Origin of the sequence: Shinella granuli, assembly GCF_004341885.1 — a bacterium.
In the GTDB taxonomy this organism is placed as follows: domain Bacteria; phylum Pseudomonadota; class Alphaproteobacteria; order Rhizobiales; family Rhizobiaceae; genus Shinella; species Shinella granuli.
In genome coordinates, this window is sequence record NZ_SLVX01000009.1 from 23017 (window position 1) to 34759 (window position 11743).

The window sequence follows — 11743 nt, forward strand, 5'->3', positions numbered from 1 at the left end:
AGGGGATGGCGGCCGCACCTGGCAACGCCGGAAACGAGGGCAAGGGGGGCCGCGTGCGTGTGCGCGATTTCCTGCGCCACGAGGGCATCGCCTTCGACAGCCCCGACGACCGGCTTTCGCCCGACGACACACTGATGAAGGGCGAGTTCCTGCACAGGGAGCTGCGTCGCGGCCTCGTCCTGCATGTCAGCGACGCGATCGAGGAGCGGGCCTTCACGGCCACCTCGCTCCTGCCGGAGGAGCTTTCCTGCATCTTCTTCCTGGAGGGCAGCGTCGATCTTTCGATCGGCGGCCGCCGCTTTGCCTTCCAGGCGGACCGCAGCGCGGTGCGCGGCGTTGCGATCATGAATGCCTGCCCGGAGAATTTCGAACGCGCCTCGCGCGGCGGCCAGCACCTGCGCCATCTCGTGGTCTCCGCAACGCCGGAATGGCTGCACCGCGACGCGCTGGAAGCCGTGGCGGATACGACGGGCGGCGCGCGGCTGCTGCGCGATCACCTCAGCGAGCACCGCTGGACGCTGACGCCGCGCATGATGGAGCTGGTGCGGCAGATCTTCAGCCCCTCGCCGCTCATTCCCGAACTGCGCGACCTCTATCTCGAAGGCCGCGCCGTCGAGCTCGTGGCGGAGACGATGGCGGCGGTGCTGCAGGCCGACCGGCGCGGGGCGGGCGGCACGCTGCTGAGCCGGCAGGACGCGATCTGCCTCAGCCGCGCCCGGGACTTCATCGCGGCCCGCGCCACCGAGGCGCTGAGCGTGGAAACGATCGCGCGCGAGGCCGGCATCAGCGCGAGCGGCCTGCAACGCCTGTTCCGCGTCGCGGAAAACCGCAGCGTCTTCGACTATGTGCGCAATATCCGGCTGGAGCGCGCCTTTGCCGCCCTCGACCAGGAAAACGTCACCGTGCAGGAGGCGAGCGCCATCGCCGGCTATACCAGCGCCGCCAATTTCGCCACCGCCTTCCGCCGCCGCTTCGGCATCGTGCCGACGGCCTTGCGCAAGGCCGATCCGCGCTGACGGGCTGCCGTCAAAGGCCGAGTTCCCTCGCAAGCGTTTCCGTGTCGCCAAGATAGCGCTGCAGGCGCGCGGGATTGTCCGGAAGCTCCGGCCGCGCCGCCGCCCAGCCGATATAGGTGAGCGCGCGCAGCAGCAGGAACAGCGGCAGGTGCCGGAATTCCGCCTCCGCCTGCGGCCGGACGGCGGCATAGCCTTCCAGCAGGGCCGTACGCAATTGCGGATAGTCGGGTTCATGCCGGTTGCGCAGCAGCGCGGTCGCCAGGTCGAACAACCGGAAGCCGAAGCCGCAATCGTCGAAATCGATGAAGGCGACGGCGCCTCCCGCCACGAAGACATTCTCGCGCACCAGGTCGGCATGGATCAGGCCGTAGTCCAGCCCCGGCGCCAGCGCCGAAAGCCGCGGCAGGAGATGGGCGCGCAGGCGCGCCAGGGCGTCCCGCTGCACCGGCGTGATGACCGGGCAATCCCAGAACCGGCCCCAGAAGGGCGCTTCGCCCAGCAACCCCTCGACATCCCAGGCCGGGCGCTCGAACCCGGCCGGCCGCAAGAAGGCATCGGCCGCATCGTGCAGGCGCGCCATCTCCCGGCCGATGGCGCGAAAGAGCGCCGGCAAATCCCGGCCGCTCCGGGGAAGCGGAGCGCCCGTATCGCCGAGCGGCTCGCCCTCCATCCAGTCGATCAGGTCGGCATAGTGTCGTTCGGCCGCCGCCGGGGACGGCAAGGCGGCAAGCAGGCCGCCGTCCGCCGTGGCGATGGGCAGCGGCACGGCGATGCCCTTTTCACGCAGCGCCGCCATGAAGACGAGTTCCGAGGCGAGCGCCGCCGGCGAATGATAGGCCGGGCGGTGCAGCCGCAAGGCCGCCGGCCGGCCGTCGCGCAGGTGAACCTTGAAGACCGCGTTCTCGCGGTATTTCAAGAGTTCGGGCACCTGGTCCGGCAGGTTCCAATGGACTAGGGCGCCCGCCGCGCGGGCCGTCAGGGCTGCGATCATGTCATCCATCGCGTCACAGCCCGCTCAGCACATCGTCGAGCACCGCCAGCATCAGGTCGGCATTCTCCCGGGAGAAGGGCATGGGCGGGCGGATCTTGGTGGCGTTCTGGTGGATGCCGAGCTTGCCCATCAAGACGCCGCGCTCGCGCATGCCGTTGGTCACCCGCGTGGCGATGTCCGAGGCGGGCGTCTTTTCCTGCCGGTCGAGCACCAGCTCCGCGCCGAAGAACAGGCCGCTGCCGCGCACATTGCCGATCAGCGTATGCTTGTCCGCCAGCTTCCGCAGACCCTCGCGGGCATAGGCGCCGACATGAAGCGCATTCTCTTGCAGCTTCTCTTCCTCCAGCACGTCGAGAACGGCCATGGCCGCCGCGCAGGAGACCGGATTGCCACCGAAGGTGTTGAAGTAGCGGAACGCCTTGCGGAAGGCATTCAGCATCTCGGACGCCGCGACGACACCGCCGACCGGATGGCCGTTGCCCATCGGCTTGCCGAGGGTGACGATATCGGGGAGGATGCCGGCCTTCTGATGCCCCCAGAAATGCGTGCCGGTGCGGCCGAAACCGGGCTGCACCTCGTCGCAGATGACAAGGCCTCCGACCTTCCTGACAGCCGCGACGGCGGGCGCGAGGAAATCCTCCGGCAGGTCCGGAAAACCCTCATTGGCGAAGAAGGGGTCGATGATCAGCGCGGAAAAGCCGAACGGGCTTTCCTGCAGCGCGGCGATCGCCGCCTCCACCGTGGCGGCCCAGGCCTCGGCGAAGGCCTTACCGCCCTCTCCGCCGAGCGGACGATAGGCATCCGGCGCCGGCACAAGGCGTACATGCCCACCATAACCGCCGACCGGCGGCATGCGCGTCGAGAGCTGAGAGACCGCCGTCGTGTTGCCGTGATAGGTGAAGTCGGTGGCGATGACGCCCGTCCGGCCGGTCACCGCCTGCGCCATGCGCAGGGCCACGTCGTTGGCCTCGCTGCCGGTGCAGGTGAGGATCGCCGTGTCGAGGCTCCTGTCGAAGGTCGCCGTCAGCCGTTCGACATAGTCGAGAATGCCTTCGTGCAGGTAGCGCGTGTGGGTGTTGAGCATCGACGCCTGCCGGCAGATCGCCTCGACCACCCGCGGATGGCAATGGCCGACATGCGGCACATTGTTGTAGCAGTCGAGATACCGCCGCCCGTCCGCATCCCACAGCCAGACGCCCTCGCCCCTCACCAGATGCACCGGGTCATCGTAGAAGAGCGACATGTTGCGGCCGAGCAGCCGCTCGCGGCGGGCGCGCAGGGCCTGCGCATCGGTCATGGCGACACCCCTCTCTGCGCCGTCGACAGTCCCGCATCCAGCGCCGAGACGATCTTCTGCACATCGGCCGCCGTGATGACGAGCGGCGGCGAGAGGATGACATTGGCGCCCGACGTGCGGACCATCACGCCCTCGTCATAGGCGGCATCATAGACCTTCTGCACCACGTCCTTGGCAGCCGCGCTCTTCGTCCGGCGGTCGGAGACGAGCTCCAGCGCGGCCATCAGCCCCTTGCCGCGCACATCGCCGACCAGTTCGTGCTTCGCCTTCAGGCCTTCCAGCCCGGCGATCAGCTCGGCGCCGCGCGCGGCAGCATTGGCGGCGGTGTCGATCCGGGCGGTTTCCTTCAGCGTCGCCAGCGCCGCCGCCGCGCCGACCGGATGGCCGGAATAGGTATAGCCATGGCCGATGGCGCCGAATGAATCCCTGTTGGCTTCAAATGTATCGGCGACCTTGTCCGCGATCATCACCGCGCCGAAGGGGAAGTAGCCGTTGGTGATCGCCTTGGCGGTGGTCATCATGTCGGGCTTGACGCCAAAGCCGCGCGAGCCGGTCCAGGCCCCGGTGCGGCCGAAGGCGGTGATGACCTCGTCGGCGATGAGGAGGATGCCGTGCCTGTCGCAGATCGCGCGCATCAGCGGCATGAAGGTCTCGTGCGGCACGATGACGCCGCCGGCGCCGAGCACCGGTTCCATGATGAAGGCGGCGATGGTGTCGGCGCCCTGGAAGGCGATCTCGTCCTCGAACTGGCGGGCGATCGCCTGGGCGATCTCCGCCGGATCGGCCGTGTTGAAGGGGTTGCGATAGGGATAGGGCGCGGCAAGGTGGAAGACGCCGGGCAGCAGCGGCTCGTAGTTGCGGCGGAAATTGGCATTGCCATTGACCGAGGCGCCGCCGAAATGCGTGCCGTGGTAGCCCTTCTTCAGCGCCACGAACTTGGTGCGCTCCGGCTGGCCGTTGATCTTGTGGAACTGGCGGGCGAGCCGCAGCGCCGTCTCGACGGAATCCGAGCCGCCCGAGGTGAAGAAGGCGCGGGTGAGCCCGTCCTGCCTGAAGAATTCGGCCAGCTCATAGGACAGTTCGATCAGCGGCGAATTGGTGGTGCCGCGGAAGGTGGAGTAATAGGGCAGCTCGTCGAGCTGGTCGCGGATCGCCTTCTTCACCGGCTCGCAGGAATAGCCGAGATTGACGTTCCACAGGCCGCCGACGGCATCCAGCACCGTCTTGCCATGGATATCCACCACCGAAACGCCCTCGCCCGCATTGATGATGCGCGGGGGCTTGGCCTGCATTTCAGCTGGATGCGCCATGGGATGCCAGAGATGACGGGCATTGTTCTCGATCAGGAAGTTGGAATCGCGCATGGGATATCCTTTCAAAGTCCAAGCATGGTCAGCGCCTGCGCATAACCTTCGGCAGGCCGGGTCACGTCGAAATGCACATGGGGAAGGCCGACGGCCGCCGCGCCCTCGATGTTCTTCTTCTGGTCGTCGACGAAGACGCAGTCGGCACGGCTGAGAGCGAGTTCCGCCAGCACCTGTTCATAGGCGCGCGGATCGGGCTTCAGGATCTTCGTGTATGTCGCATCGACGATGACGTCGAAAAGGTCGATCAGCGGGAAGCGCCTGCGGAAGCTCTCGCCGTAGAAAAGGTCGAGCTCGTTGGAGAGGATGGCGAGCTTCAGCCCGGCCGCCCTGGCTTTCAGGATCGCATCGCGCGCCTCGGGGCGCAGGACGAGTTCGGGATCGGCCCCGCGCGCCCGCTGCACGAAGGTCTTCATGTCCGTCCAGTCCTCGCCGAGCAGCGCGCCGACCTCCCGCGTGCGCGTCATCCAGTAGTCGCGCTCGGTGATTTTTCGCGCTTGCATCGACTGCCAGAGCGGATCGCTGGCCGGGTCGAAGGGACCGCGCCAGGTCAGCGTGCCGGCCGGCAGGCCGAGCGCCCGCTCGGTGATGTCATGCGTTTCGAACAGCGTGCGGGTGACGACGCCGCCGAAATCGAGGATCAATGCGCGCCTGGCTTCCGTCATGCCGCCTGTCCCTTTTCGACGATGCCTTCGGCCACCCAGCGGTCGAAGATTTCCAGTGCTCTCGCGGCAAAGTCCGGGGCGTTGATATGCGCATCGACCTCCTCGAAGGCGACGGAGGCCGGCACGGCACGGCGCATCTCGTCGAGGAAGGCCTCCAGCCCGTCCGGTTCGTGCAGCGGCTCGCCCTCCCGGTCCCATTCCTGGATGCCCTTTGTCGGCAGCAGGAAGGCGACGGGGGCGCTCGCCCCCTCCAGCTTGGCGGCGACGACGCGGGCGACCGCGCGGCGCTCATCGGGCGAGACGGTGACGGAGGCGATCAGCCGGTTGTGCGCATGATAGGGCCGGCCGGCGAAGCGATCCGGCGTCTCCTGCCAGGCGGGCATGTCCACCATGTCGACCGCGCCGGGCGCGACGATCTGCGGAATGCCGGCGCGGCCGGCATTTTCCAAACGGTCCGGCCCGGAGACGGCGATCGAGCCGTTCTGCGCATTGGTCACCTCCTGGATGCAGAAATCGAAGACGGCGGCAAAGCCCCGCTGCGCCGCCACCGCCTCATAGGCGCGCCCGCCCATGCCGGTGGAATGGAACACGGCGACATCATAGCCGCGCCGCTCCAGCTCCGGCTTGAGCAGCTTCATGTAGCTGAGGCAGGAGGAGCCGAGCGAGGTCATACCGACCAGCGGGCGCTGACGGCCGGGCCGCTCGCCGGCCTTGGCTGCGCCCACGACCGCGCCCGAAGCCTGCGACAGCACCGCCCGGCAGATCGGGTTGAGGCCGTAGAGCCCGCCGGCCCACAGGATCATCATCAGGTCGGGCGCGATGCGTTCCGGCGGCAGGAGATGGGAATAGGCGATGGTGGAGACGATGAACTTCGGCACGCCGAGCGGCAGCACGGCGGCGACGTCGAGGGCGAGATCGGTGCCGAGCGAGCCGCCGAGCGCGATCATGCCGTCCACCTCTCCCGCCTCCGAAAGCCGGCGCACCAGCGCCGCGGCGCCCTTTGCCATCAGCGCCATGGCGGTGTTCTCGTCGCCGCTGCCGGTGATCGCCTCCATGGTGGTGCCGGCCGCGGCGGCGATGTCGCGCTTGGAATGGTCCGGCACATAGGGCGGGTCGCCGAGCACGCTGACATCGACCAGAACGGGAACGCCCCCGGCCTTGCCGATGACATCGGCCATGAACAGGAGCTCCTCGCTCTTGGTATCGCCGGTGCCGATCACCAGAATATGGGGCAGACGGGCGTTCGCGCTCATCGACCGTTCCTCCTCGATATGAACAGCGGGACAAAGCGCCTGACCTGCGCCGAAGGCGCACCCGGCCCGCGCATGGCCCGACATGCCGGCTCGCTGCAAAACCGGTCTCCCACCGGAGGATAGCGGGCCGGCACGGCCCGCGTCAGTTCCATCTCGATATCCGGTGTGGACAAAGACCCCCGCAGCATCCGGGCCATGTCGTCGACGCGCATTTCCGTTCTCCTCCCGTCAAGTCCGGCTCCGCCCGCAGCAGCTCCTCGGGTGTCGCGGCCCATATACTTAACATGCGAATTAACTTGGCAGGAAGCACAACCGTTTGCAAGTCTATATTTGAAGCATTGGTTCATATAACGAACCGGACAAGTACGTTTTACCACCGCAACCGCGACGCTCGCAGCCGCGTCGGCCAATGCCCTTTCGCCGGCTTGACAGGCACCCAATCACTATTAACGTGTTAAATATGTTCGCGCGGATACGCCACGGAAATCACGCACGGCAAGCTCGGGATGCGGACCTCTTCAGGGGCCTTGCAAATCGACGGACGAACACCGAGAACTGCGTAGCGCCAGACAGGAGCAAGAGATGGACAGCGAAGAATTCCGCCAGTGGTCGCGAACGGCCGCCGATTGGGGCGCAGACTACCGCGCGGGCCTGCGTGACCGGCCGGTGCGGGCGCAGACGAAGCCAGGCGATATCGCCCGGCAGATCGCCCGTACGCCCCCGGAAGACGGCGAGGCGATGGAAGCGATCTTCGCGGATTTCGAGCGCATCATTCCCGATGGCCTCACCCATTGGCAGCATCCGCGCTTCTTCGCCTATTTTCCGGCCAATGCCGCGCCCGTTTCGGTGATCGCCGACTATCTCGTCACTTCCGTCGCCGCCCAGTGCATGCTCTGGCAGACCTCGCCCGCCGCCACCGAGCTTGAGACGCGGGTGGTCGACTGGCTGCGCCAGGCGCTCGGCCTGCCGGAGGGCTTTTCCGGCGTCATCCAGGATTCCGCCTCCACCGCGACGCTCGCCGCCGTGCTGGTCATGCGCGAGAAGGCGCTCGGCTGGAAAGGGAACAGCGAGGGGCTGGCGGCGCACGGGGCGGTTCGCGTCTATGCGTCGAAGCAGGTGCACACCTCCATCGACCGGGCGATCTGGATTGCCGGCATCGGCGAGGCGAACCTCGTGCGCATCCCGACCAAGGGCCCCCTCAACGGCATGGACCCTGAGGCGCTCGATGCCGCGATCCACGCGGATCGTGCCGCCGGCCATATCCCGGCCGGCGTCATCGCCTGCACCGGCGGCACCTCCATCGGCGCCTGCGACCCGATCCGCGATGTGGCGGCAGTGGCCAAGGCGCATGGCCTCTACCTGCATGTCGATGCCGCCTGGGCGGGCTCGGCCATGATCTGCCCGGAATTCCGTAATCTCTGGGAGGGCGTCGAGGCGGCCGATTCCATCGTCTTCAACCCGCACAAATGGCTCGGCGCCAATTTCGACTGCTCGGTGCAGTTCATCCGCAGCCCGGAAGACCAGGTGCGCACGCTCGCCATCCAGCCGGAATACCTGAAGACGCACGGCCATGACGGCATCATCAACTATTCCGAATGGTCCGTGCCGCTCGGCCGCCGCTTCCGTGCGCTGAAACTGTGGTTCCTGCTGCGCTACCACGGCCTTGAAGGGCTGCGCACAATGATCCGCAATCATGTCGCCTGGTCGAGGGAACTGACGGAGCGTCTTGCCGGCGAGCCGGATTTCGAGATCGTCAGCGAGCCGGTGCTCTCGCTCTTCTCCTTCCGCCACAAGGGCGGCGCGGAGGCCGACCGGCACAATATCGCCCTCGTCAACGCCATCAACGACGACGGCCGTATCTACCTGACGCAGACCCGCGTCGACGGCCGCATCGCCATCCGCTTCCAGGCCGGCCAGTTCGAGATGACCCGCGACGACGCAGACGCCGCCTTCACGGTCATCACGGAAATCGCCCGCTCGCTGGAAGACGCCTAGGACCGATCGACATTCAGTTCAGGCCGTGGCGAAAATGGTGGTTTTCCGCGACCCGGAGCGCAGCGTACTGAACGTACGTGAGCACCGGAAGCGCGGAAAAGCGCCATTTGCAGACCGGCACGGACTGAATGTCGATCGGTCCTAGAGCTGGATCCAGGCCGTCTTCAGGTCGAGATATTTGTCCAGCGCGTGCAGGGACTTGTCGTGCCCGTTGCCGGACTGGCGAACGCCGCCGAGCGGCACGGTGTTGTCGGCCCCGCCATAGGTGTTGACATGCACGACGCCGGCGCGGATACCGCGCACCATGCGATGCGCCCGTGACAGGTTGGCGGTCCAGACGGCCGAGGCGAGGCCATAGTCCGTGCCATTGGCGATGCGCAAGGCCTCGTCCTCGCTGTCGAAGGGGATGACGGAGAGGATCGGCCCGAAAACCTCCTCGCGGGCGAGCGTCATGTCCGGCGTGACGTCGAAGACGGTGGGCTTCATGTAGAAGCCGCCGGTCTCGGCAAAGACACGTTTGCCGCCGGTGCGCAGCTTGGCGCCCTCGGAAAGCGCCTGTTCGGCAAAATCGAGATTCTTGCCGAGCTGCGCCTCGCTGGAGACGGCGCCGGCCTCGGTGGTCAACAGCAGCGGATCGCCGACCGTCATCGCGGCGGCGATTTCGGCCACCTTCTGCGAAAACTCCTCCGCGATGGAGCGCTCGACGAGCAGCCGCGAGCCGGCCACGCAGACCTGCCCCGAATTGCGGAAGATGCCATAGGCCGAGACCTTGGCCGCACGGTCAAGGTCCGGCGCGTCGGCGAAGACGATGTTCGGCGACTTGCCGCCGAGCTCCAGATAGACGCGCTTCAGGTTGGAACGCGCGGAATATTCGAGCAGGCGCCGGCCGACGGGACCCGAGCCGGTGAAGACCAGCACGTCGATATCCGGATGCAGGCCCATCGCCTCCCCGGCCACCGCGCCACGGCCTGTCACGACGTTCAGCACGCCCTCCGGCAGCCCGGCCTCGGCGCCAAGTTCGGCAAGGCGCAGCAGCGTCAGCGATGCGGCCTCCGCCGGCTTCAGCACGACGGAATTGCCGGCGGCAAGCGCCGGGGCGATCTTCCAGGCGCCGATCATCAGCGGGAAATTCCACGGCACGATGGCACCGACGACGCCGACCGGCTCGCGGTGGACGAGGCCGAGGACGTCGCCGGCCGTCGGCGCGATCTCGCCATAGACCTTGTCGATCGCCTCGCCGTAATAGCGGAACGTGCCGGCGGCGCTGCCGGGCTCGGCCTTCAGCGCCATGGAAATCTCGGTGCCGTTGTCGCGCACGCCGAGCACGGCGAGCTCCAGGGCATGTTTGTCGATCAGCTCGGCGATCCTCAGCAGCACCCGCTTGCGCTCGGCCGGCACTGCCTTCGCCCAGCGGCCCCTTTCGAAGGCGACACGGGCGGCCTTCACCGCCCGGTCGACATCCTCCGCGCCGGCATCCGCGATGGTCGTCAGCCTGCGCCCGTCGATGGGCGAGACGACATCCAGCACCGCGCCATCCGCCGGGCCCTGCCAGATGCCGTTTATGAACAGCGCCTGCGGAGCGACGGCGAGGTTGCGGAGCGCTTCGATCTTTTCCTGCATGGTCTTCCCTCGAAGGACGGGTGGCGCCGGAGCGCCACCCGGATTCTCACACTTCCCGGCGGACGCCGAGCCGGGCAAAGGCGCCGGCATCGCCCGCCTTCAGGCGCAGGGCGCACAGGAGGCCGATGATCGCGGCGATCAGCACGAGGCCCGGCAGGAACACGGCAAGCGCCCCCTCCGCCCCGGCCAGCGCGCCGAAATTCGTGGCAATGTAGAAGACCAGCGCCAGGAGGATAAGGCCCGTCAGAACCGGCAGCACCGTCGTGACGACGCGGTTGCCTTCGAGGCCCGGATTGCGGCCGAAGAAGGCGACGATGGAGAAGGCGGTCAGCGCCATCAGAAGGATGATCGCCAGCGTGCCGACATTGGTGAGCCAGGAGAACAGCGCCAGCACCGGATCCTGCCCCGTGAAGGAGAAGAGCGCGACGACGAGGGCGGCGATCACCGTCTGCACGACCGAGCCGGCATGCGGGCTCTGGAACACCGGATGGGTGACACCGAGCGCCCTGGGCAGCAGGCCCTCGCGGCCGGCGACGTAGAGATAGCGGGCGACGCCGTTGTGGAAGGCGACGACGCCGGCAAAGAGGCTGGTGATGAAGAGGATGCTCATGATGGTGGTGATGCCGCCGCCGACATAGCGGTCCGCCAGGCCGAAGAGGAAGGTGGTCGGGTCGGCGAGGCCCTGGATTTCCGGCACCAGCTTGTCGACGCCCGCGCCGTTGACCATCAGCCAGGAGGTCAGCATGTAGAAGAGGCCGATGATCAGCACGGAGATGTAGGTGGCGCGCGGCACGGTCTTTTCCGGCTCGCGGGCTTCCTCGCTGTAGATGGTCGTCGCCTCGAAGCCGATGAAGGCGGCAAAGCAGAACAGGATGCCGATGGCCGGCGTGCCCGAGAAGAAGGCCGAGGGCGTGAAGGGCGCGGCGGAAAGGCCGCTGTCGCCGCCCTTCATGAGAATGGCGGCGTCGATGACCAGCACGACGAGATATTCCAGCACGACGAGCACGGCGAGCACGCGGGCGGAAAAATCCACCCGCCGATAGCCGAAGACCGCGACGAGCGCGATGCCGATATAGGTCCAGACCCACCACGGCAGGTCGAAGCCGTAGCCGGCGAGGAAGCCGGCCGTGGCGGCGCCGAACAGGCCGAAGACGCCGATCTGCATGGCATTGTAGGCGAGGATGGCGACGAGCGCCGCGGCGCCGCCGGCAAGGCCACCGAGACCCTGCGCCGTATAGGCATAGAAGGCGCCGGCATTGCTGATATGCCGGGCCATGGCGACATAGCCGATAGCGAAGAGCAGCAGCACCGTCGTCACGAAGGCGAAGGTCAGCGGAATGCCCGGACCATTGCCCAGCATCATCGACAGCGGCACGCCGCCGGCAACCGCCGTCAGCGGCGCGGCCGCCGAGACAACGAGGAATGTGACCGCCCCGACACCAAGGCTGTTCCTGCGCAACTGGTTCGCGCCGCCGGGCGGCACGCTGTGTTCTGTCATGATCTTGCTCCCATCCTGGCGGCCGCCCCCACGCGTCCGGCGGC

General features: G+C 67.4%; 10 protein-coding genes. 2 read left to right on the top strand and 8 right to left on the bottom strand.

Going from position 1 to position 11743, the window contains the following annotated elements; translation table 11 throughout:
- Positions 1–5: 5 nt before the first annotated feature.
- The gene (locus EV665_RS15805) at positions 6–1016 is read left to right on the top strand and encodes a helix-turn-helix transcriptional regulator (RefSeq protein WP_133034817.1); all 1011 of its coding nucleotides are present in this window, start codon (positions 6–8) and stop codon (positions 1014–1016) included.
- 10 nt (positions 1017–1026) lie between these two features.
- On the opposite strand, the gene EV665_RS15810 is transcribed toward EV665_RS15805, so the two are convergent.
- The 6 genes from EV665_RS15810 to EV665_RS15835 are packed head-to-tail and all read right to left on the bottom strand — an operon-like array spanning position 1027 to position 6798.
- Positions 1027–2016, bottom strand: a complete 990-nt coding sequence (locus EV665_RS15810; RefSeq protein ID WP_133034818.1) for a phosphotransferase enzyme family protein — start codon at positions 2014–2016, stop codon at positions 1027–1029.
- 4 nt (positions 2017–2020) lie between these two features.
- The gene (locus EV665_RS15815; RefSeq protein ID WP_133034819.1) at positions 2021–3304 is read right to left on the bottom strand and encodes an aspartate aminotransferase family protein; all 1284 of its coding nucleotides are present in this window, start codon (positions 3302–3304) and stop codon (positions 2021–2023) included.
- Positions 3301–4668 carry an aspartate aminotransferase family protein gene (locus tag EV665_RS15820; protein WP_133034820.1) on the bottom strand — a complete coding sequence of 456 codons (1368 nt, stop codon included), beginning with the start codon at positions 4666–4668 and terminating at the stop codon, positions 3301–3303. The genes EV665_RS15815 and EV665_RS15820 overlap by 4 nt, the downstream gene beginning before the upstream one ends.
- A gap of 11 nt (positions 4669–4679) precedes the next feature.
- Positions 4680–5333, bottom strand: coding sequence for an HAD family hydrolase (locus EV665_RS15825; protein WP_133034821.1), 654 nt, complete (start codon positions 5331–5333; stop codon positions 4680–4682).
- The gene (locus EV665_RS15830) at positions 5330–6586 is read right to left on the bottom strand and encodes a Tm-1-like ATP-binding domain-containing protein (protein ID WP_133034822.1); all 1257 of its coding nucleotides are present in this window, start codon (positions 6584–6586) and stop codon (positions 5330–5332) included. Before EV665_RS15830 ends, EV665_RS15825 begins: the two co-directional genes overlap by 4 nt.
- Positions 6583–6798, bottom strand: coding sequence for a hypothetical protein (locus tag EV665_RS15835; RefSeq protein WP_064333841.1), 216 nt, complete (start codon positions 6796–6798; stop codon positions 6583–6585). The genes EV665_RS15830 and EV665_RS15835 overlap by 4 nt, the downstream gene beginning before the upstream one ends.
- A 370-nt stretch (positions 6799–7168) precedes the next feature.
- Here EV665_RS15835 and EV665_RS15840 point away from each other — a divergent pair, with 370 nt between their 5' ends.
- A complete protein-coding gene (locus tag EV665_RS15840) occupies positions 7169–8581 on the top strand; it encodes a pyridoxal phosphate-dependent decarboxylase family protein (protein WP_133034823.1) in 1413 nt (470 codons plus the stop codon).
- Between the two features lie 141 nt (positions 8582–8722).
- On the opposite strand, the gene EV665_RS15845 is transcribed toward EV665_RS15840, so the two are convergent.
- Positions 8723–10201: an aldehyde dehydrogenase gene (locus tag EV665_RS15845; RefSeq protein WP_133034824.1), complete on the bottom strand. Its 1479-nt coding sequence runs from the start codon at positions 10199–10201 to the stop codon at positions 8723–8725.
- A gap of 46 nt (positions 10202–10247) precedes the next feature.
- The gene (locus EV665_RS15850) at positions 10248–11699 is read right to left on the bottom strand and encodes an APC family permease (RefSeq protein WP_133034825.1); all 1452 of its coding nucleotides are present in this window, start codon (positions 11697–11699) and stop codon (positions 10248–10250) included.
- Between the last annotated feature and the right edge of the window lie 44 nt (positions 11700–11743).

Bases quoted from the DNA above. Each gene is read 5' to 3' on its own strand.
- EV665_RS15850 (WP_133034825.1), bottom strand. From the start codon at position 11,699: ATGACAGAACACAGCGTGCCGCCCGGCGGCGCGAACCAGTTGCGCAGG.
- EV665_RS15810 (WP_133034818.1), bottom strand. From the start codon at position 2,016: ATGGATGACATGATCGCAGCCCTGACGGCCCGCGCGGCGGGCGCCCTA.
- EV665_RS15805 (WP_133034817.1), top strand. From the start codon at position 6: ATGGCGGCCGCACCTGGCAACGCCGGAAACGAGGGCAAGGGGGGCCGC.
- EV665_RS15840 (WP_133034823.1), top strand. From the start codon at position 7,169: ATGGACAGCGAAGAATTCCGCCAGTGGTCGCGAACGGCCGCCGATTGG.
- EV665_RS15820 (WP_133034820.1), bottom strand. From the start codon at position 4,668: ATGCGCGATTCCAACTTCCTGATCGAGAACAATGCCCGTCATCTCTGG.
- EV665_RS15830 (WP_133034822.1), bottom strand. From the start codon at position 6,586: ATGAGCGCGAACGCCCGTCTGCCCCATATTCTGGTGATCGGCACCGGC.
- EV665_RS15815 (WP_133034819.1), bottom strand. From the start codon at position 3,304: ATGACCGATGCGCAGGCCCTGCGCGCCCGCCGCGAGCGGCTGCTCGGC.
- EV665_RS15845 (WP_133034824.1), bottom strand. From the start codon at position 10,201: ATGCAGGAAAAGATCGAAGCGCTCCGCAACCTCGCCGTCGCTCCGCAG.
- EV665_RS15835 (WP_064333841.1), bottom strand. From the start codon at position 6,798: ATGCGCGTCGACGACATGGCCCGGATGCTGCGGGGGTCTTTGTCCACA.
- EV665_RS15825 (WP_133034821.1), bottom strand. From the start codon at position 5,333: ATGACGGAAGCCAGGCGCGCATTGATCCTCGATTTCGGCGGCGTCGTC.